This window comes from Picosynechococcus sp. NKBG042902, from assembly GCF_963864045.1.
Lineage (GTDB): Bacteria > Cyanobacteriota > Cyanobacteriia > Cyanobacteriales > MRBY01 > MRBY01.
Map to the genome: position 1 here is coordinate 51,482 of NZ_CAWLTV010000072.1, position 19,974 is coordinate 71,455.

The following is a 19,974-nucleotide window of genomic DNA, read 5'->3' on the forward strand; positions in this document are numbered from 1 at the left end:
AATCAAAAGCCGATTGCCTTGAAATACAGCAAAAAGGTCACAATCGATCTGTTTTTTTAGTGGTTTTGCCTGGAGTGTATTGAAATTATGTGGATTATTCCCTTTGTGATTGGTTGTGGTGTTGGTGCGGGGGCGTTTTACCTCGTCAAAAAAGACGATCTGAATCGGCTGGGCACTTTAGAAACGGAACTGAGTCAACTGCGACGGGATCTACAAACCAGCGAAACCAACCATGAGCAACGGTTGCGGGAGGCGATCGCCACCTTACAGCAAGAGTATCAAGGCAAAATTGCCACCCTGGAAGCGCAACTTGCAGCGGCAAAAAATCCGGCCCCAGCAGAAACAGCAAGCCTGAAGGATCACACCGTCCCGGATACCCTAGAACCGCCGATCCTGGCCGCCACCATCCAACCCCGCACGGACTCGACCCCCGTCTTGGTGAGTAGCCCCAGTGGTAAACCCTGCATTCCGCCAATTCTCGCCCAAGGGGTGACTTTCCAAACCGTTGAAGCGGCGATCGCCTCCTTTGAACCCCCAATTCTCGCTGCCGAAATTCACTGTCGCCCTGAAACCTCAGGCCCCAGCCTCGCCACCCCCAGCGGCAAACCCTGCATTCCGCCGATTCTTGCCCAAGCCTAAAGAAATCCTCCCTTGAGGGAGGAGGCCGTCAGGTCGGAGGGTGCCATTCTCTCCCAGAGGGGAGCTAGAGGGAAGACCCTTGAGGGAGGAGGCCGTCAGGTTGGAGGTATTATTCCCTGGGGAAAATAGCCTCCTTACCCCCAATCTTGGGAAAACTAAGAATTCACAAGAAAAATCTCCTAAACCGCCAGAGTCTTAGGGGTGAGAGTTCGGCAAAATTTAATTGTTTTTGATACTGCTTAGACTTTAAGCTGCTTGAAAAATAGACCAAAGTTGAGCAATTTCAATTTGAAACTGAGAAAATAAATATCCCCCCAAGGCAAAACTCCCCAGGCCCATCCCACTGAGGATGAGGAACACTTGCCACACCCGATAACCGCGAATCTGTAAATCTAAGTGACACAAAATCCCCGCTGAAAGCAACACAAAAAAGCGGACAAATTGCTCTAGCCAACAAATAATCAAGACCGCCGCAAAGGCCCAGGCTAAGACCGACGTAAAGGCCTTGGCATCGGAGCGCAACCAAGTCCCAAATAACAATTGCATGATTCGTAGGGGAGCCACTAAGACCACCATCAAAAGCAGCACAAGTCCCCCGCCAAATCCCCAGGCCATCTTCAAGGCGATCGCCTGATCAATAGGCCAGAAAAACCATGCCTGATGCCCTAAGAGCCATGCCTGCCACGCGGGAATCATTTCCCCCACCAGCCAACCAAACACCCCATAGGCCAAACAAAAAAGTCCCAAGGAAATCCAAGGAAAACCATAATCTTGGGTTCGTGATGCTGTCATCTCTATTCTTTACCCACGGACAAATCCTATTACTTGCTAGGATACCCAACAACCATCCTTCCCTGGGGAAGGTGGCTGAAAGCCGGAAGGAATTCTCCCTTGAGGGAGGTGGCCGTCAGGCCGGAGGGTGCCATTCTCCCCTTGAGGGGAGTTAGAGGGGTGGCCCTTGAGGGGAGTTAGAGGGGTAGCTGAAAGCAATAAAAAATCAGGGTGCGCAAACAACCCTGATCCCCAACGAAATAATTGAATTGAATTAGACCGCAATCCCAGAACTCAACCCTAGGACATTGCTTGGGTAATGAAGTCAAAATAAGGAGCAGCAATTCTTGCTTCCTCTGAATCAAGCACACCAAGGGCGGCATCCTTGAGGCAGCGAATCGCATCAACCATCCCAGGCACCGGTACACCGAGGGCGTTGTACATTTCCTTCACCCCGATTAAACCAATTCTTTCAATGGGATCTTTGTCGCCAGCGAGGATACCGTAGGTGACCAGACGTAGGTACCAACCGTAGTCCCGCAGACATTGGTTATATTGCTTCGTGGTGGCTGCATTCCCGCCCGAGGTTCGATATTCTGGGTGGATGCTAAACAGTTGCTTTTGGGCTTGGTCAACGATTTTCTTTTCGTTGTCGGCAAGGGCCTCCGCAATGCGGATCCGTACCGCCCCAGTGGCTAAAAAGTTTTTAATCCCCGAGAGTTCACCGCTGCTGGGATAGCGGAGTTCGTCATCGGCTCTCAGGATAACTTGACTAACGACGCTCATATTATTGCTGTTTTAATAAATGGATTCTTGCTTAGTTTAATAGCTTAGACTATTGTCTCACAAGGCATTCGGGCTTTAATGATTGCCCGATAATTTTAAGAAACGTAAACTCTCTCAGGGAAAGTTCTTCCCCAGTATAGGGGTAAATTGCCATTGGCATCGTCTCTTGGACGGTTTGTCCTAGGCCCAACGGATGAGCCGGGGCTCGGTGGCATCATCTAGGTGAGGGTGGTGGGGGAGAATACGTAGGGCCATGCCTTGGTAGCCACTTTTTTTGTATTGCACAACGCCTTGGTAGATTGCTTTTTGGTCGGTGGTCAGGCCCTGGAAGGTCATAGGGTAACTTTCGCCGTTAATGAGTTCGTCCTGGTCATTGATGGTGCCGAGGTAAATTTGCACGGCCAGATCGTCTGGGGTCAGGGCCGCGAGATCGAGGATTGCTTTGACATGGACGGGCTGTTGAATATCGATTTCGGCGGACTCCCCGACATCAAAGGCTTCGACGCGGATGTTGTACCAGGCTTTAAATAGTTGGGATTTCCAATCGGCGAGTTCTTGGACGGCTTGGTAGTGATTGTCGCTGAGTTCAAAATGGCGATCGCTCAATTTAAAATAAGCCTTCTGGGCATAGTCCCGGAGCATCCGCGACGTATTAAACATGGGGCAATTCAGGCGAATGGCCTCCTTCATTTTATTGACCCAACCTTCGGGGACATCGAAACTGTTGCGCGTATAGAACAGCGGCACAATTTCTTTTTCTAGCAGTTCATATAGGGCACTGGCTTCTACCCGGTCTTGGTAATCTTGATCATCGTAAATTTCCCCGTGGCCGATCGCCCAACCGGTGCGAGTGTAGTCGGCCTCATCCCACCAGCCATCAAGGACGCTTAAATTCGGCAAGCCATTCATCGCCGCTTTCATCCCGGAAGTACCAGAGGCTTCCCGGGGTCGTCGGGGGGTATTAAGCCACACATCGCATCCAGACACCATTTTGCGGGCAATGTGAATATTGTAATTGGGTAAGAAGACGACGTAATCTTCGAGGCCTTCTTCCTGGACGGTATGGATGATGTTGCGGATTAGTTCTTTCCCCGGAATATCTTTTGGGTGGGCTTTCCCGGCGATAACAAATTGCACTTGACGCTCTGGATTGCCGAGGATAATTTTTTTAATGCGTTCAATGTCATACAAAAAAAGGTTAGCCCGTTTGTAGGTGGCAAAGCGACGGGCGAAGCCGATGGTCAGGAGGTTGGGCTTGAGTACCTGGCGGGCTTTGGCGATCGCCGCTTCAGTGGCTCCTTGTTTTTGCAGTTGCTTGGCGAGGTGCTGTCGGATATAGACAACCAAATCGGAGCGTTGACGCTCGTGGTTACGCCACAGTTCTTCGTTAGGAATGGTGCTGACTTTTTCCCAGATATGGCTTTCGGCGGGGGCTTCATCCCAGGTGGGGGCAAGGTAGCGGTCGTAGAGATCTTGGGTTGCGGGGGCGGTGACACTGCGGGCATGGACACCATTCGTGATCGAAGTAATCCCCACTTCGTCGCGGGGAAAATCAGGCCACAAGCTATGGAACATTTCCCGGGAAACTTGGCCATGGAGTTGACTCACACCATTGATAAAAGCACTGTGTTTGAGGGCAAAGATCGCCATATTAAAGGGCGCTTCTAGATCCCCAGTATTTTCCCGACCCAGGCCCAGGAAGCGGTCTGGGGAGAGGCCAAATTTTTCGGCATAGTGGCCCACATAATGCAGAGTTTGCTCCGGGGAAAAAAGATCAAAACCAGCAGAAACTGGGGTGTGAGTCGTAAACATTTGGGTCGAGAGGGCAAACTGTTGGGCATGGCGGAAGGTTAAGCCCCGCTCTTGCATGAGTTTGCGGATGCGCTCCAGGATCAAAAAGGCGCTGTGGCCTTCGTTCATGTGATAGACCGTCGGTTTGTAGCCTAGTTTTTCGAGCATGCGCACGCCACCGATGCCCAGGAGAATCTCTTGGTGGAGCCGGAGATCGCGATCGCCTCCATATAGTTCATCGGTAATGTCATGGTCGTAGGGGTTGGTATTTTGCTCAATGTTGGTATCTAACATATAGAGGGGTACCGTCCCCACATCGATGCGCCAAACCCGTGCATAGATCATCCGTCCCGGAAATTCCACCTCAATGATCAGTTCATTTCCCTGGTCATCTTTTTCTAAATGGAGGGGCATATTGTAGAAATCATTGATCGGATATTCTTCCTGTTGCCAGCCGTCATGGTTGAGATACTGGGCGAAATAGCCCTCCTGGTACAGTAAACCAACGGCCACTAAGGGTAAACCGAGATCACTGGCGGATTTGAGGTGATCCCCCGCAAGAATCCCCAATCCCCCGGAATAGATCGGCAGGCAGTAACTGAGGCCATACTCCGCACAGAAATAGGCATAGCATTCTTTCCCTTTGGTTTCGCCCCGTGCTTTGTGGTACCAGGTGTGTTGTTGGAGGTAGTCATCGAGCTGTTCAATGGCCCGTTCCATGTGGGCGATAAAACCGTCATCCTTGGCTAGTTCATCGAGGCGGGCTTGGTCAACGCGACCCAACATCGCCACCGGATTGTGGCTCGTCTGCTGCCATAGGTCTGGATCGAGGCGAACAAAGAGACTTTTTGCGGCGACATTCCAATCCCAGTGGATGTTATGGGCGAGGCGGCGTAGGGGTTCCAGGACAGGGGGTAAAACGGCTTTGACCTGAAACTTGTGGGTCGGTTTCATGGGAAAAATCCTTCAACGGACAACGGGATGATCTGTCTTTAATAAATAGCGAATTCCCTTTGATTTTCTGGCGATCGCCCCTGGGGAATTTATAAATCGATAGAACTCCACACATTTCTTCTGAAAGCCCAAGGCACCGGGTAAATACTAAAAAATCCCGCCAATCGTAGGGAGTTGCGGGAAATACAGGGGAATATATTTAGTTGATTTTGGTACGGAGAGAGAGGGATTCGAACCCTCGGAGCCGCGTACACGACTCGGCACATTAGCAATGTGCTGCTTTCGACCACTCAGCCATCTCTCCTGGCGTGACGATAAATGATTGTAGCAGACCTCCCTAAAAAAGCTAACCTAAAGTCAGCAATTGTGAAAACGGCGAAATTATGGGTCTTTTTAGCGAAGTTGGGCAGTTTTTTGAGACGCGATTAGAGGAATTTCTCAAGGCACATCCCCAGTTAGAACTCCAGGCGATCGCCGAGCAACTCCAGGAACAAGAACAAGAAGCCAATCGCCTCACCCAGGATTTACAACGGCAACTAACCCAGGTGGAGCAACAGATCGCCCAGGTGGCCCAGGATATCCAACATTGGCACCAGCGGGTACAACAAGCCGAAGCGGGCAGGAGACCGGATCTCGCCAGTGCGGCCAAAGCTAGGGAAGCGGCCCTCCTCCGCCAAGGGAATCAACTTTGGGGCAAGATGCAAGGCACCAAAAAACGCATTGAACAGGCCCAGTCTCTTTTGGTACAGCTCCAGCAAAAACGCCAGGAAGTGAAGCAAAAAATGGACGAACTGCAAGCGTCTCAAAAAGTAGAGGATGCTTACACCAGCAGCTGGGAAAACTTTAGTAGCACCAGTGGCGATCGCCAAACCTACAACAGTGCCACTGATCCCCTCGAAGCTCAGTTCCAAAAGTGGGAAATGGACGAACAGATCCGTCAGATGAAGCAAAAAATGGGTCGCTAGTTTTTCGCCAAGCCACTCAGCTTAGAATGAGGAAAATAACGATGATTGCAACACCTCAGTTTCCAGAAAAGATGACCGCAGCGGAATATCTCCAGTGGGAAGAACAGCAGGAACTTCGCTATGAATATATTGATGGTGAAGTTCTTGCAATGACCGGAGAGACTTTACCTCACAATGACATTGCACTCAATCTATTAGTTGCTTTGAGAGCACATCTTAAGCCCAGAGGTTGTCGGGTAAATATGTCTGATGTGAAAGTGCAAGGGAAAGCAAATCGGCGTTATTTTTATCCGGATCTGGTGGTCAGTTGTCATCCTGAAGATCTCAAAGCGCGTAAATGGATTCAGTATCCAAAAGTAATTGTTGAAGTTTTATCACCCAGCACTTCAAGTTATGACAGCAAAGAAAAGTTGAAATATTATCGACAAATTCCTAGCTTAGAGGAATATATTTTGCTTGATTCTGAGCATATTTATGTGGAGCTTTATCAACGGCAAACGGGAGAAATGTGGGGCTATCGAGATTTTGGTGTTGACGATACGCTGGTGATTCCAAGTATTGAATTTGAGTGGGCAGTGGCAGATATTTATGCTGATGTAATTCTAGCGGCAGAGGATAGTGAATAATTAGGCGATCGCATCGATCAATAAGTCACTATCAAGGGCATTCGATTGTCGAGCTTGATTGGCACGATGAATTCTCTGGTAGGTTTTTTCTAAGCTAACAAGTTCATCATTAATATGTCCTGCGACTTTCAAATAAGAAGAAATCATATTTCCTGGTGGTTCTTTAGAATGCTTTGGTAAACTTCTGATTTGACTGTGTTGATATCGACCAGATTGATTTCAATCTCATCACTAAGGCTTTGTACTGTGTCCATAGCTAACAACGTTTCACTTGGCTCTAGTCCCCATGCAGCAATGTCAATATCTGACCATTGGGTAAATGTTTCTAAATCAAGAATTGAACCGAACAAAGCAACTTTAGAAGCATTGAATTTTTCTTTTAAAATTATTGCTGCTTGCTTGGCTAAATAAAGACTATTTTTCTGATGATTTTTGTTGATCTCAATTTTTTTTGTGACTTTTTCAACGCTGATTGATAGTAGAAATAGAGTCTTTCTTGGTCTTGTAATAATTCTTTGATGGTCATTGTTCTCATTATTCAATGTGAAATTAAGATGTTTTGTTTTTGCGGGCTTTTTTCTGTTTTGTACTTTGTAGGAGTGGTGTTATCAGTTTCTCATATTCGTTAAATAAAAATTCGATGCGGTTGAGTTCGCTGGTGAAGGGTTGGGGACGGTAACAAAGATCCACTGCTTTATCGAGTTTTTGGTGGGCTTTCATTAAGTCGGGGGGCATGGTGAGGGGATCGTAAAGATCGGCAAGGCTACTATCGGGATATTTGTCTCTGGTGTCTAACACTAACTGCGCTGCTTTTTCGACTGTTTGTTTTTGTTTTTCGGTTACGTCCTGTGGAAAAGGAAAATTGTTATAGACAATGGTATTGGAATAACGGAATCGACTTTCTAACCTTCCACATACATACTTTGTCCAAGTCATGTGCATTTCTGAAGTTATCACACCAAAAAGATAGAGATTAGCATTGGAAATAGCAAAAGCTAAATTACTTACAATAACTTCTTTATCTAAAAAGCCAATAGGGATATATTTTCGATTCTCAGAGGACACACTTGGAACTAACAAATAAGATGAATGAGGCTGTCTATTTTCCGTGAATAGTGTTGGAGAATCTGCCCATTTTTGAGTGGCTTTTTTTGTACTTTGCAACCTCATTTCTCTGACTTTCTGAATTCTAGAAAGTAAAACTGGCATTTTTTTAGTTCACCTGGTTTTATATCAGTTAGCCAAAAACACCATCGTGATTTGTTTTTTATGAATTCTTCAGAACCAAGAAATAATCGAATAAATTTTTCACCAGTTGGCTCTAGACTGATATATTTATATTTTTCTTCTTCCGTTAACAAAAGATTACCTCCGTCAGTCGGTTGACTACCTTTTGTCATTATTGGAACTTCACATAACGGAGCACGTTTTTTCGTAATAAATAAATCTGCCCCCTCTGCTAAGTATGGATTGATATTTCCAACTTTTCTTTCTACTGTTTCACCTTTAATATCTACATAATCAAAAATTTTCTTTTGTTTAGTATCTGTTGCTGCAAAACCAATAATCACACAATGAACAGCGGCATTGCCTCGTGCCTCATTACTCCAACTAAATGTTCGGTGAGCAAAATGAATTTTGATTTTATATTCGTGGAAGAGGATATTCCATAAATCTCCAACTTGTTCACCCTGAGATATTGAATTAGTGCTTACTAGAGCAACCTTAATTTCTGTTTTTCTGATTAATTCCGCTGACTTTAAATGCCATCCAGTTACGTAATCTAAATTTTTGCCACCTTTGTGATTTCCAAAAACTATTTGCATATCTTCTTTTTGGTTGAAAGTCTGGAGATTTCTTCCAACAAAAGGCGGATTGCCGAGAATGTAATTTAGCTTTTCCTTTGGGATCACTTCTTCCCAATCAAGCCGTAACGCATTCCCATTCACAATTCTGGCAGCCTTCTTTAGCGGCAACCGGACAAAATACTGCCCAAACTCATTACTCACCTTGATATTCATCTGATGATCGATGAGCCACATTGCCACCTCTGCCACCCGCGCCGGAAACTCATCATATTCAATGCCCCCAAACTGATCCACATCCACCTTCAGGAACAAACGAATATCAATAAACCCCTCCTTCTTCTTGTAAAGCTCTTTGAGGATCAATAACTCTAGATCTCGCAATTCCCGATAAGAAATAATCAAAAAATTTCCACAGCCACAAGCCGGATCAAGAAAATGTAATTCCCCAAGCTCATCATGGAGCCGCTTTAACGCCGTTGGACTGCCTTTTGCCTTCTTAAATTTCTCGTGCAACTCATCCAAAAACAGAGGCTTAATCACCTTCTGAATATTTTTCTCAGACGTATAATGCGCCCCCAAATTTCGTCGAGTCTGCTGATCCATCGCCGCTTGGAACATTGACCCAAAAATAGCCGGAGAAATTTTCCCCCAATTAAATCCACAAGCTTCTAATAACATTTCTCGCATTTTGCGATCAAAAGCCGCAGGCGCTAACTGCTCTTCAAATAACTTGCCATTCACATAGGGAAACTGTCCTAAACTCTCATCCAGATTTTTTAACCGCTTCTCCGGTGGCGTATTCAACACATGGAAAATATGCCCCAAGTGCATCGCCAAATCACTACCATCTTCTTTGGTATGAATATCGAGATATTCCTCAAAAATTCCCTTTTCAAAAATGCCTGTGTCATCTGCAAATAAACAAAATAACAACCTCACTAAGTAAACTTCTAGATCATGACCCGTATAACCAATCTCCCTGAGACGGTCATGCAGCTTACCCATCAACTCCGCCGCGTGAATATTAACCGGATCTTCATCCTTATAAGTTCGCTGCTCATATCCCGCAATAAAATCAAACAGATGAACATAATTGACGAAATCTTTTAGGAGAAATTCATGGGTCTGATCCGTTTCGAGGTCATAAAGCCGGAATTGAGCGAAATCCGACACCAAAATATATCGAGGTAACTCATGTTCCTTTAACCCCGGAAAATAATCTTTTGCCTGTTCAAACGCCTTATCTAAACTTTTTCCCCGCGATTTATGCTCAACAAGAATATTTCCTTTCCATAACAGGTCAATAGAACCTTTCTTATTCCCTAATTTGTTAACTGACTTCTCAAATGTTGCGATTCGCTTACGAGAAATGCCAAATACCTGAAAAAAATCATTCCAAAATGATTGTGCTTCTGATTTTTCTGACTCCTCAAATTCCCACTCCTTCGAGAAGGCGATCGCCCGACTTTTGATTTCATTCCAACTTAAAGGCATTATTTCTCGATATCCTCAAAAAGTATCGCTAAAGAGGCATTTATTCACTAACTTAGCCCAACTCTGGAAAACATCGTCAGAATTGTAGACAAATTAACAAAAAATCCTCCAGAAATGTGGAGGATCAAGAATTTTGCAGTTGAATGATTACTAAAGGACGCGGAGAATACTCGGCACTTCCTTGATCGCCTCTAGGCCTTCGATTTCTCGCATGGCTTCCCGGAAATTCGCCTCATGGACATCATGGGTCACGACGACGATCTCAGCGCAATCATCCTGAAGACCAATCTGAACGACTGATTCCAAGCTCACTTGGTGCTGCCCAAAGCAAGTCCCCAGATCGCCGATCACACCGGGCAAATCCCGCGACAAGAAGCGCGCATAAAAACGAGTTTTTAGGGTATCAATGGGCAAAATTTTGCTGTAATGCTCGTGGGTGCAGCCCAGGAGAGGGTTGAGTTTCTGGATCACCTGGTCAGAATGCAACAGACCCACCACATGGACAATGTCAGAAACTACGGCGCTGGCCGTTGCCCCAGCCCCAGCCCCAGGGCCATAAAACATTACCTGACCGAGGGGTTCCCCTTCCACGAGGATCGCATTAAAGACACCATTCACACTGGCGATGGGATGATCTTCTGGTACTAAAGTCGGGTGAACGCGCAACTGCAGGGCATCTTCTTCGAGGTCTGGTCGTTCGGCGATCGCCAATAATTTGATCACAAAACCGAGCTTTTTCGCAAAACTGATATCTGCCGCACTAATGGAACGAATCCCTTCGCAGTAGACATCTTCCCGCCGAATTCGTCCCCCAAAGGCCAAGGAAGCAAGAATTGCAATTTTGTCCGCCGCGTCGCCCCCATCCACATCGGCACTGGGATCGGCTTCGGCATAACCCAGCTTTTGGGCTTCCGCTAATACTTCCCCAAAGTCTGCTCCGTGCTGGGCCATCTGGGTAAGGATGTAGTTGGTGGTGCCATTGATAATGCCAATGACGCGGGTAATGCGGTTCACTCCTAAAGATTGCTTGAGGGGTTTAATGATCGGAATGCCACCGCCCACCGCCGCCTCAAGGAGCACATAGACCCCCGCTTTGTTCGCTGCGGTGTAAATTTCTTCACCATATTTGGCAATCACTGCTTTGTTGGCGGTGACCACATGTTTCCCATTGGCGATCGCCGCCAGGATGAGGGTCCGCGCTGGCTCCAGGCCGCCTAACAACTCAACCACCACCTGAATCTCTGGATCTTTGACGATGGCTTCTAGATCAGTGGTTAGGCAACCCGCTGGTAAATCAATGTTGCGGGGCTTGTCTAGGGAGCGCACCCCTGCCCGTTTCAAAACCACTTCCCCCAACAGCGGGTGGCGGCCCTGGGGCGACAGCAAAATTTCTGCGGTGCCCGTGCCAACCGTTCCTAAGCCAAGTAAACCAATTCCGATAGCCACAATGTTTTCTCTAGTGCAACATCAAGATAATGTTTCCATTATCCCCCATTACCTGATCTCCCAACTTAGGGATCAACTACTTCCGATGGTGAATTTCTAAAATATAGGGATAATATTGCCGTTGTCCCCGGGAGCCAACCCAAACTTGGTACAGTCCTTTTTGCCATTCGCCGCGAATTGCCGGATTTTGACCCACTGCATCGTCATTGCACCACACACCACCGGGGCCTTTGACCACGAGCACCGTATCCCCGGCACTTTCAACACTCAGTTTTAAATCATTAAAAAACGTCATGAGGCTGAGGCGATGGTCGGCATGGTTATCGATAAAGCCAACACAAGACCCCGTGGGGGTATCCTCGATTCCTAAAAATTCTGCGGCGGGTTCACTTCCCCCACTGACCCCCCGTAATAGCTGGGGATTGGGGGCAAAATTAGGGCGCAACTGGAGATTTTCAAAAATGGCTTGTTTTGGTAACGGTTGGGCCATCACCGGGGCGATCGCCAGTCCCATCCCCCAAGCCCCCGTTAACGCCAATAAGCACCGTCGCCACATATCGAATATCCTTTTTTGATTCCAGCATTACCTCGCTAGACGCGGATCAAAAGCCTGGGGTTCCAACGGCTCGCCCCTTCAATCCACCTAACGCAATAGCATCACCAATAGACCCTGCTGACCCAAGAGTACCTCCCGCAGGAGAGTGACAATTCCGACCCAAATCACCGGAGAAATATCGATACCACCCAGGGGGGGCACCAGTTTTCTCGTCGGGGCCAAAAGCGGTTCCGTCGGCAACACCACCAAGCTAAAGGGCAGTTTCGTTAATTCCGCCTGGGGATACCAAGTGAGCACAATGCGGAAAATAAAAAATAGAGTCATCGCACCCAACAGCAGATTGAGCCCTAAACTTGTCACAGCTAACCAAGACATCGCATTCACCAAAAATTCATTGCGTTAAGACTTAATTTAACTTAACTGCGACCTTGATTTTTACCGAACCCATTGAAAATGGGGGCAACGACCTGGGATTTTTAGAAACTGCATCAGTCTGCCTGGGTGCCCACTATAAATTATTATTGGCGGTTTGTTTTGACCATTGCCCTTAAAACCAAAGCACATAACCCAAAGGGCCATGGCAAGTACCGCAAGCCAATGATCGACAAACAAAATTTAAGGACAAAAAGCTGTGAAAAAGTTGATTCTCCCTGCCTTCTTCCTCTGTGCCCTCAGCCTCGGTGGCTGCGGTATGGTTCAGGAAATAATTTTTGAAAAAGCGATTGAAGCTGGCTCCGGCGAAAAAGTCGATATCGATATGTCCAAAGAATCCGTCGATATCAAAACCAACGAAGGGAATCTCTCTGTCAGCAGCGGCGACAACGTCAAACTCCCCGACACCTTCCCCAAGGACATTTATTTCGATAAAAATGCGGAAATTAGAATGGCGATGGATTTACCGGAAGGGGTTTCTGTCACCTTTGTCACTAATGAAAGTGTGGCCGCTGTCAAGGACAAATACACCGCAGAAATGGCCAAAAACGGTTGGACTCAAGAAATGACCATGGACGTCAACGGGCAATCGATGTTTGGGTTTCAAAAGCAAGAGCGCGCTTCCCAAATCATGATCTACGCAGACCAAGACCAGACTTTGGTGCAAGTCATCGCGAAAAAGTAAGGGCACTTCCCCAATCGTCGCTTATGGGGGTTGCCCTCAAGGTTAGAGACTATTTGCGATCGCCCCTAGGGCAACATGTGTTGCTGGATAAAGTTTGTATCGACATCGGCCGCCAAAAAAGCTGGGTGATTCAAAATCTTTTGGTGGAAGCTAATGGTGGTCGATACTCCAGTAATCGCACATTCTCGGAGTGCCCGCTTCATGCGGCGAATGGCGGTATCTCGGTCTGGCCCCCAAACGATTAATTTACCGATCAAAGAATCGTAGTAAGGAGAAATTTCATAGTCGGTGTAAACGTGGGAATCCATCCGTACCCCAGGGCCACCGGGGGGAAGGTAACCACTGATTTTGCCTGGGGTCGGTCGGAAATCATGGTCGGGATCCTCGGCATTAATCCGGCACTCGATGGCATGACCAGTTAAGTTCACTTGATTTTGATTCAAACTGAGGCGATCGCCTTGGGCAACTTTAATTTGTTCGGCGATCAGATCTAGTCCCGTCACCATCTCTGTGACCGGGTGTTCCACCTGAATGCGGGTATTCATCTCCATAAAGTAGAAATCCCCATTTTTATCCACGAGGAATTCCACCGTCCCCGCCCCGACATAATCAATGGATTTCGCCGCTTTGACCGCTGCTTTCCCCATTTTGTCCCGGAGTCTGGGGGTGAGGATCGCGCTGGGCGCTTCTTCGAGGAGTTTTTGGTGCCGTCGCTGGATCGAACAATCCCGTTCGCCGAGGTGAATCACATTGCCGTACTGATCCGCGAGGATCTGAAATTCGATGTGACGGGGCCGTTCAATAAATTTTTCGATGTAAACGCCGCCATTCCCAAAGGCTGCTTCTGCTTCCCCCTGGGCCGCTCGGTACAAACGGGGCAATTCTTCGGCGCTGGGCACAAGGCGCATCCCCCGGCCGCCACCACCCGCCGTGGCTTTGATCATCACGGGGTAGCCAATTTGTTGGGCAATTTCTAGGGCTTGTTCTTCGGAGGCCACCAACCCCGCACTACCGGGTACGGTGGGGACTTTTGCCGCCTGCATCGTTTTTTTGGCGGTGGATTTGTCCCCCATGGCGATCATTGCTTCTGGGGAAGGGCCAATGAAAGTGATTTGATGGTCGGCACAAATTTCTGCAAACTTGGCATTTTCGGCGAGGAAACCGTAGCCTGGGTGAATTGCGTCGGCGTTACTGCTGAGGGCCGCAGCGATAATATTGGGAATGTTGAGATAGCTTTTGCTGCTCTGGGGCGGGCCAATGCAAATGCTCTCATCGGCGAGCTGAACGTGGAGGGCTTGGCGATCTACGGTGGAGTGGACGGCAACTGTGGCAATGCCGAGCTCCTGACAGGTGTGGATAATGCGTAGGGCAACTTCTCCGCGATTGGCGATGAGAATCTTTGAAAACTGCATGGTGTTCCGTTGGCGTTTGCGTCCCCAGTGTGATGGGTAGCCAACATTATCATGGTAAGGGGTATCCCTCGGCAAGCGGCGATCGCCCCGGAACAGACTTTCACGATTCCCCTAAAACAAGCCCTGGCGAAATTCGTCATTTTCACCCCGGTCATCTGTTTGGTAACGGGATGGGGGGCGATCGCTACTCCAGGCCCACCAAACGGTGCCGCATTGACATTCATAAAACTCCTGCCAGCGGCGACGGTGCAGCGCATCGGTCACGGGGGCATAGCGATTTAACCAAGCCCGTTTCGCATCATGGGGGAGCGCTTCACAGCTAGGACAATGGAAACTGAGGGCGTGACTGGCATTTTTGATCCACTCAGGCGGATAGGGGCTAAAGGCATCCATAGGCACGGACAAAGGAAAAACTTGCCTACCATGGTAACGACTTCCCTGGGAATTGTTAGGAACCTCGGTTCAGGCTTTGGGGACAAACTTCCCAGGTAGGTTTTCGTCGTCAAACCTCGAAACGCTTTTGATCAGCCCCCCTTAGGCGCGGATAAACTCGTAGAGATCGATGTATTCATTGCCGGGGTTGTTCCAGGAATAGTCATATTTCATCCCCCGGATTTGCAGCTTTCGGAACTCCTCTGGGTACACGGTGTATAAACCAATGGCCCGTTCCATGGCGGATTCGAGGGCATGGTTATCCGTTTGGTAAAAGACATAGCCATTGCGTTCTTCGGGGGGATGTTTATCATCATGATCCCGGTCAAACACGGTACTCACGAGGCCACCGACACCGCGGACAATGGGCACCACACCATACTTCAGGGCGATGAGTTGGGTCAGGCCGCAGGGTTCGTAGTTACTGGGGACGACAAGCATATCAGACCCGGCATAGATCATGTGGGACAGTTCGGCGTTGAAGCCCAGCTCGATGTGACAGTTGGGGTTGTCGTTGAGGTGGAATTTCTCGTGCCAGAACCAGGAGTTGATCGAGCCTTCGGTGGCGGAACCAAGGAGGACAAATTGGGCTCCCCGATTTAAGGCATAGTACATGGCATGGTGAACGAGATGAACGCCTTTTTGGTCATCGAGACGGCCAATGTAGGCGATGATCGGTCGGTCGTTATCTTCAAGTAATAGGCGATCGCGTAGGGCTTTTTTGTTTTTCGCTTTATTTTCGAGGCTATCCCAACTGTATTGCAGCTCGATATTGTGGTCTACTTCTGGGTTCCAAGTGCTGTAATCGATGCCGTTAAGAATTCCCTTGAACTTGTCTTGGTGGAGATGGAGGGTATGGCTCAGACCACAGCCAATATCGGTGTAGTGGGCTTCCCAGGCGTGGTGGGGAGAAACGGTCGTCACCGCATTGGCATAGACAATGCCCCCTTTCATGCAATTTAAGGCAAAGGGATTAAAGTTATCCCGGAGGCGATCGTAGTGGAAATAGTAGCCTTCGTTATTGAGACCCGTCGCCCATAAGACGTCAGCGCCCGCAATACCTTGGTGTTTAAAGTTGTGGATGGTGTAGCACACCCGCTGATTCCACAGGCCATGCCACTTGTACATTTCAAAGAGCATCACCGGAACCAGACCTGTTTGCCAGTCATGGCAGTGGATAATATCGGGGCGTTTGTTGGATTTTTGTAAAAATTCGAGGGCCGCTTTACTAAAAAAGGCAAAGCGCATGTGGTCGTCTAGTGCCCCATAAAAAAAGCCCCGACTGAAAAAGTTATCACCGGAGTGGGGTTCGATAAAGAAACATTGTTGGCCATGGACCCAGCCATAGAAAACGGTGCAGTGGATCGCACCGCCAAACCAGGGTACCCAAAGATCCCGATAGGCTTCGTGCATCCCCCAAATGTGGTCGTAACGGAGACAATCATATTTGGGCAAAATGATTTCGACACAATGACCGCGCAGACTAAGCTCGCGACTGAGTCCGTAAACCACATCTCCAAGTCCACCTACCTTCGCGACGGGGGCGCATTCCGAAGCAATCTGGACGATGTACATAGGGACTCCTTATGTTTCTGAAAGAATGGGAAATTCGTAAAATTTTTTCAAAGATAAAGCATCTGTCTGTGAGCGGCAACTATACGGAGGCGGAAGTGTGATTAGGATTCTTGAGGTTTGTTTGCTCCATTGTTTTAGGAACAAAATATTTGGCGATCGCCGTTGGGCCTGCCCGGATCAGTGGGATGATCGGGAAAATAGACTGCTGTTGGGGGCTGTTTTGGCAGCAATTTTTAGTCCCCCTAATCCCATCAATTTCAGACAAAAATGCAAGATCAACAACAGGTGATTCACAAAGCGCAGCCCTGGCACGGCAAGGTGGGCTTAATTTACGGGCAACGCCAGGGCAGGACGGAAATGCAACGCTGTTTTACCCAAGCGCCGTTTCGCATCCAGCGGCCTTTTTATCCGGAAGGAAATCGAGTGTGTCACACGGTCTTGCTCCACACGGCAGGGGGCATTGTCGGCGGCGATCGCCTATCTCTGGATCTCGAACTGAAGCCAGAAAGTCATGTTTTCCTCACAACGGCGGCGGCCAACAAACTTTATCGTACTAACGGGGAAACGGCGCAACAGGACGGCATTATTAACCAGGCTCCGGGCAGCATTTTGGAATACTTTCCCCAAGAAATGATTATTTTCGACGGGGCAGAATATCACCAGAGCCTGCGGGTCAATCTGGCTCCCGGTGCGGTGTGGTGTGGCTGGGAAGTTCTTCGGTTTGGGCGCACGGCCCGGGGCGAAAAATTCATCTCTGGTAACTGGCGGGGGCTGACAGAAATTTGGCAAGATGATGAACTGCTCTGGGGCGATCGCCAATGGTTACCGGGAAATCCAGAAGTCTTTGCTGCCTGGAATGGCCTCAATAATCAGCCGGTGGTGGGGAGTCTGGCCTTGGTGGGTTTAGAGATTAGTGAGGCTCAAATTGCTGAGTTGCGGCAAACCATGGCAGTTCTTCAGAAAGGTTTGGGTGGAATCACACAATTACCGAAAGGCGTGCTTTGTCGCTACCGGGGCCACTCCAGCACGGAAGTAAAACGCTGGTTTATCTCCCTTTGGCAAAATTGGCGATCGCTCTATTCCCCGCAACCACCAACCCTGTCCCGCGTCTGGCAAACCTATTGACCAACATTCTCCCCTTGAGGGGAGTTAGAGGGGTGTCCCTTGAGGGAGGTAGTTGACCCTCCCCTAACCCCTCCACTGGAGAGGAACCAGAAAGGTCTCCCCCTGGGGGGGGTGGGAGTTAAGGCTGGCGACTGTAGGGAAAAGGCTGATCCCGTTCGATGAGGTGCGCCTGCATCCCCAACCGTTTTGCAGCTTCGTAATCTTCCAGGCGACTGTCGCCGATGTGGAGCGCTTCTTCTGGCTGACAACGATGTTTAGCGAGGGCTGCTTGGAAAATTTTAGGGTCTGGTTTCGCTGCTCCGGTTAGGGAGGAAATGGTCACACTCTGGAAATAGGGGGCTAGTTCTAAGGCGTCTAGCACCTGCAACAGGCGGGAGTCAAAATTTGAAATTAAACCCAACTCAATGCCCTGGGCGTGCCAAGTCTGCACCGAAGCCAAGGTTTCCGCAAAAATAAACCAGGGTTCTGCCGTCGCAAAATGCTGGTACAAATCCGTAAAAAAAGCACGAAAATCAGGAAACTGCTCAATCACCCCGGCAGCAGTAAAGGTTTCCTGGGCGATCGCCTCCCACCACAGAAATTCCTGTTTCGGGATCAACTCAGCATCAATATTTGGAAATGCCGGGGCAGGTTTACGCTTAAAGGATTGACGAAACCCCTGTTCTAAGCGCTCCGGATCCGCCGTTACCCCGTGACGTTGGGCAATTTTGGCGTAGGTCGCCCCGACCCCATCCTTGACGCCAAAGAGCGTCCCCACCGCATCGAAAAAAATAACCTTTGGTTGTGTTGCCATCATTTTGCTTGTTTCGTCTACTGGGCCAATAATTTTGCAAGGGGTTGCACGAGCCAATTGAGGCCCACCTGCACTTGATGTTCCCAGGTCGGCAAACGGTATAGATAAACCAAGCGACGGGCGACATGGGCGAGATTGCCTTCGAGTTCTAGGCCCAAACCGCTGAGGGTGGCATTATTTTCGCCGAGAGTGAGCATTTCACCAAGATTAAAGAACTTAAACGGCAAAAGAGGCTTATTTGTAATCAGGCCCCGCAAATTCCAGGCGCAGACATCGGCCTGCTGAATCGCCACCTGGGCCGTCATCGGTAAATTGTCTTCTGCTTGGGCGACATCCCCAAGGGCGAAAATGTTCGGGTGGTTCTGGATCTGGAGTTGGGCATTGACATCGAGTTTGCCATTGTCTGCGTGGGGCAGGGCGAGATCTTTTACCCAAGGGGCGATCGCCGTTCCGCCAGTCCACAACACGAGATCAGCGGGAATGGTATCTATTTCCCCTTTGTAGCGTAGGCTCAGGCTATCGGCGGTGACTTCGGTGACTTCCGTGGCGTAGTCTACCCAAATCCCCCGTGCTTCCAGGGCTTCCTTAGCAGCCAGTTGGTTAAATTTAGGCGCATTTTTGAGGATTTCATCGCCGCGATCAATGATCCGTAACCGGCCGCGATCGCCTAAGCGATCCGCTAATTTACAGGCTAATTCCACACCACTGTAGCCACCCCCAACGATGGCAATGCGAATTTTTTCCGCCGCACTGGTTTCCAAAGCCCGTAATTTTTCCTTGAGATGCAGAGCATCATTGAGGGTTTTAAAAGGGAGCGCGTATTCCTTGATGCCAGGCAAATCCACAAATTTTGTTGTCCCCCCAGCCGCAATGACGAGATAGTTATAGGTGATTTGGCGATCGCCGCAGACGACGGTTTTTTGCTCCGGGTCAACGGTTTGTACCTGGGCTTGAACAAATTTCACCGGGCCATGGCGCAACAATTCCGTGTAGGTGGGAGCCACTTCCCAGGGTTGCATTTCCTCCGTGATCAGCTCGTAGAGGAGGGGACTAAAGACAAAGTGATCCTGGCGATCGATTAAGGTAATGTCTGGCCGTTGGGAGGTCTCCCAGGGAAATTGCAACAGACGGAGCGCCGTATAGAGTCCGGCGAAACCGCCGCCGATAATGACGATGTGGGGCTGACTCATGGAGAAATAAAAGGTGAGGGCGGGCAACGTTTAACTATTGTGCCTTAATTTTCCGGTCGGGGGGGGCCAGCCCTTGGGCAATAAAAAACCGCCACTGGGTGAGGACGGTCTAGCTTGATAAGCAATCGGAGGGTATTGCTAACCTAGCGCGGGGATCACTGGGGAAATGTAATCTTTTTAACTTCTTTAGGTTTTTTCCCGTCTATTTTGGGTGCAATGATGCCCATAATCTCCAATAGCGATGCACACAGAGGAGACTCAAGTACAACTAAAATCAAGCTGATCAAAAAGTAGTAAAAAAGAACTTTAGTAATGGATGAGAAGCAAAATCATGTTCCAATACTCCTTTGATTTCTGTCTGTCAAGAAGTCACACCCTACAGAATAGACAAAAGAATTTTAGGACAAAATATGTAATTGGAACTCTTGATTCAGTCTTGTTGCCGCTCGATATACTCTGCTTAAAAGCCCTACCTATCATGATTTTTTTAGCAG

General features: G+C 48.7%; 18 protein-coding genes, 1 tRNA gene and 1 pseudogene. 5 read left to right on the plus strand and 15 right to left on the minus strand.

What is annotated here, in order from left to right:
- The first annotated feature begins 87 nt into the window (after positions 1 to 87).
- Positions 88 to 639, plus strand: coding sequence for a hypothetical protein (locus tag AACR41_RS10525; protein WP_030006622.1), 552 nt, complete (start codon positions 88 to 90; stop codon positions 637 to 639).
- A gap of 246 nt (positions 640 to 885) precedes the next feature.
- Here AACR41_RS10525 and AACR41_RS10530 read toward each other — a convergent pair whose 3' ends face one another.
- The 4 genes from AACR41_RS10530 to AACR41_RS10545 form a co-directional block, all read right to left on the minus strand.
- Positions 886 to 1,431: a hypothetical protein gene (locus tag AACR41_RS10530; protein ID WP_030006623.1), complete on the minus strand. Its 546-nt coding sequence runs from the start codon at positions 1,429 to 1,431 to the stop codon at positions 886 to 888.
- A gap of 279 nt (positions 1,432 to 1,710) precedes the next feature.
- On the minus strand, positions 1,711 to 2,196 hold the full coding sequence (apcD, locus tag AACR41_RS10535) for an allophycocyanin subunit alpha-B (protein WP_012307741.1): 486 nt from the start codon (positions 2,194 to 2,196) through the stop codon (positions 1,711 to 1,713).
- 180 nt (positions 2,197 to 2,376) lie between these two features.
- Positions 2,377 to 4,941 carry an alpha-glucan family phosphorylase gene (gene glgP, locus AACR41_RS10540; RefSeq protein ID WP_030006624.1) on the minus strand — a complete coding sequence of 855 codons (2,565 nt, stop codon included), beginning with the start codon at positions 4,939 to 4,941 and terminating at the stop codon, positions 2,377 to 2,379.
- A 215-nt stretch (positions 4,942 to 5,156) separates the two neighbouring features.
- Positions 5,157 to 5,245, minus strand: a tRNA-Ser gene (locus tag AACR41_RS10545).
- A gap of 79 nt (positions 5,246 to 5,324) precedes the next feature.
- Here AACR41_RS10545 and AACR41_RS10550 point away from each other — a divergent pair.
- Together AACR41_RS10550 and AACR41_RS10555 are read left to right on the plus strand one after the other, a co-directional pair.
- A complete protein-coding gene (locus AACR41_RS10550) occupies positions 5,325 to 5,906 on the plus strand; it encodes a TIGR04376 family protein (protein WP_030006625.1) in 582 nt (193 codons plus the stop codon).
- Positions 5,907 to 5,947: 41 nt separating this feature from the next.
- Complete coding sequence (locus AACR41_RS10555; protein ID WP_030006626.1) at positions 5,948 to 6,532, plus strand: Uma2 family endonuclease; 585 nt, start codon at positions 5,948 to 5,950, stop codon at positions 6,530 to 6,532.
- Here the strand turns inward: AACR41_RS10555 and AACR41_RS10560 are convergent, their stop codons facing one another.
- The 6 genes and pseudogenes from AACR41_RS10560 to AACR41_RS10585 form a co-directional block, all read right to left on the minus strand.
- The gene (locus AACR41_RS10560; RefSeq protein WP_012307736.1) at positions 6,533 to 6,679 is read right to left on the minus strand and encodes a hypothetical protein; all 147 of its coding nucleotides are present in this window, start codon (positions 6,677 to 6,679) and stop codon (positions 6,533 to 6,535) included.
- Positions 6,676 to 7,074: a nucleotidyltransferase family protein gene (locus AACR41_RS10565; protein ID WP_052349639.1), complete on the minus strand. Its 399-nt coding sequence runs from the start codon at positions 7,072 to 7,074 to the stop codon at positions 6,676 to 6,678. Before AACR41_RS10565 ends, AACR41_RS10560 begins: the two co-directional genes overlap by 4 nt.
- 7 nt (positions 7,075 to 7,081) lie before the next feature.
- A pseudogene (locus AACR41_RS10570) lies at positions 7,082 to 9,834 on the minus strand (class I SAM-dependent DNA methyltransferase).
- Between the two features lie 150 nt (positions 9,835 to 9,984).
- A complete protein-coding gene (locus AACR41_RS10575) occupies positions 9,985 to 11,280 on the minus strand; it encodes a homoserine dehydrogenase (RefSeq protein WP_030006628.1) in 1,296 nt (431 codons plus the stop codon).
- Positions 11,281 to 11,356: 76 nt separating this feature from the next.
- Entirely contained in the window at positions 11,357 to 11,836 is a 480-nt protein-coding gene (locus AACR41_RS10580; protein ID WP_030006629.1) for a hypothetical protein, read from the minus strand.
- 87 nt (positions 11,837 to 11,923) lie between these two features.
- Entirely contained in the window at positions 11,924 to 12,211 is a 288-nt protein-coding gene (locus AACR41_RS10585) for a YggT family protein (RefSeq protein WP_012307731.1), read from the minus strand.
- Positions 12,212 to 12,467: 256 nt separating this feature from the next.
- Between AACR41_RS10585 and AACR41_RS10590 the strand changes: the two genes are divergently transcribed.
- Positions 12,468 to 12,953 carry a hypothetical protein gene (locus AACR41_RS10590; RefSeq protein ID WP_030006630.1) on the plus strand — a complete coding sequence of 162 codons (486 nt, stop codon included), beginning with the start codon at positions 12,468 to 12,470 and terminating at the stop codon, positions 12,951 to 12,953.
- Between the two features lie 65 nt (positions 12,954 to 13,018).
- Here AACR41_RS10590 and accC read toward each other — a convergent pair whose 3' ends face one another.
- From accC to glgA, 3 genes are all read right to left on the minus strand, one after another.
- On the minus strand, positions 13,019 to 14,365 hold the full coding sequence (gene accC, locus AACR41_RS10595) for an acetyl-CoA carboxylase biotin carboxylase subunit (RefSeq protein WP_030006631.1): 1,347 nt from the start codon (positions 14,363 to 14,365) through the stop codon (positions 13,019 to 13,021).
- 111 nt (positions 14,366 to 14,476) lie between these two features.
- A complete protein-coding gene (locus AACR41_RS10600; protein WP_030006632.1) occupies positions 14,477 to 14,758 on the minus strand; it encodes a hypothetical protein in 282 nt (93 codons plus the stop codon).
- Positions 14,759 to 14,899: 141 nt separating this feature from the next.
- Entirely contained in the window at positions 14,900 to 16,372 is a 1,473-nt protein-coding gene (gene glgA, locus AACR41_RS10605) for a glycogen synthase GlgA (protein ID WP_030006633.1), read from the minus strand.
- 267 nt (positions 16,373 to 16,639) lie between these two features.
- Here glgA and AACR41_RS10610 point away from each other — a divergent pair, with 267 nt between their 5' ends.
- The gene (locus AACR41_RS10610) at positions 16,640 to 17,497 is read left to right on the plus strand and encodes an urease accessory protein UreD (protein ID WP_030006634.1); all 858 of its coding nucleotides are present in this window, start codon (positions 16,640 to 16,642) and stop codon (positions 17,495 to 17,497) included.
- 118 nt (positions 17,498 to 17,615) lie between these two features.
- Here the strand turns inward: AACR41_RS10610 and AACR41_RS10615 are convergent, their stop codons facing one another.
- Entirely contained in the window at positions 17,616 to 18,293 is a 678-nt protein-coding gene (locus AACR41_RS10615) for an HAD-IA family hydrolase (protein WP_030006635.1), read from the minus strand.
- 14 nt (positions 18,294 to 18,307) lie between these two features.
- On the minus strand, positions 18,308 to 19,480 hold the full coding sequence (locus tag AACR41_RS10620) for an NAD(P)/FAD-dependent oxidoreductase (RefSeq protein WP_030006636.1): 1,173 nt from the start codon (positions 19,478 to 19,480) through the stop codon (positions 18,308 to 18,310).
- Positions 19,481 to 19,974: the final 494 nt, after the last annotated feature.

Coding starts and splice junctions, on each gene's coding strand:
- AACR41_RS10525 (WP_030006622.1), top strand. CDS start 88: ATGTGGATTATTCCCTTTGTGATTGGTTGTGGTGTTGGTGCGGGGGCG.
- AACR41_RS10530 (WP_030006623.1), bottom strand. CDS start 1,431: ATGACAGCATCACGAACCCAAGATTATGGTTTTCCTTGGATTTCCTTG.
- apcD (WP_012307741.1), bottom strand. CDS start 2,196: ATGAGCGTCGTTAGTCAAGTTATCCTGAGAGCCGATGACGAACTCCGC.
- glgP (WP_030006624.1), bottom strand. CDS start 4,941: ATGAAACCGACCCACAAGTTTCAGGTCAAAGCCGTTTTACCCCCTGTC.
- AACR41_RS10550 (WP_030006625.1), top strand. CDS start 5,325: ATGGGTCTTTTTAGCGAAGTTGGGCAGTTTTTTGAGACGCGATTAGAG.
- AACR41_RS10555 (WP_030006626.1), top strand. CDS start 5,948: ATGATTGCAACACCTCAGTTTCCAGAAAAGATGACCGCAGCGGAATAT.
- AACR41_RS10560 (WP_012307736.1), bottom strand. CDS start 6,679: ATGATTTCTTCTTATTTGAAAGTCGCAGGACATATTAATGATGAACTT.
- AACR41_RS10580 (WP_030006629.1), bottom strand. CDS start 11,836: ATGTGGCGACGGTGCTTATTGGCGTTAACGGGGGCTTGGGGGATGGGA.
- AACR41_RS10585 (WP_012307731.1), bottom strand. CDS start 12,211: ATGTCTTGGTTAGCTGTGACAAGTTTAGGGCTCAATCTGCTGTTGGGT.
- accC (WP_030006631.1), bottom strand. CDS start 14,365: ATGCAGTTTTCAAAGATTCTCATCGCCAATCGCGGAGAAGTTGCCCTA.
- AACR41_RS10600 (WP_030006632.1), bottom strand. CDS start 14,758: ATGGATGCCTTTAGCCCCTATCCGCCTGAGTGGATCAAAAATGCCAGT.
- glgA (WP_030006633.1), bottom strand. CDS start 16,372: ATGTACATCGTCCAGATTGCTTCGGAATGCGCCCCCGTCGCGAAGGTA.
- AACR41_RS10610 (WP_030006634.1), top strand. CDS start 16,640: ATGCAAGATCAACAACAGGTGATTCACAAAGCGCAGCCCTGGCACGGC.
- AACR41_RS10615 (WP_030006635.1), bottom strand. CDS start 18,293: ATGATGGCAACACAACCAAAGGTTATTTTTTTCGATGCGGTGGGGACG.
- AACR41_RS10620 (WP_030006636.1), bottom strand. CDS start 19,480: ATGAGTCAGCCCCACATCGTCATTATCGGCGGCGGTTTCGCCGGACTC.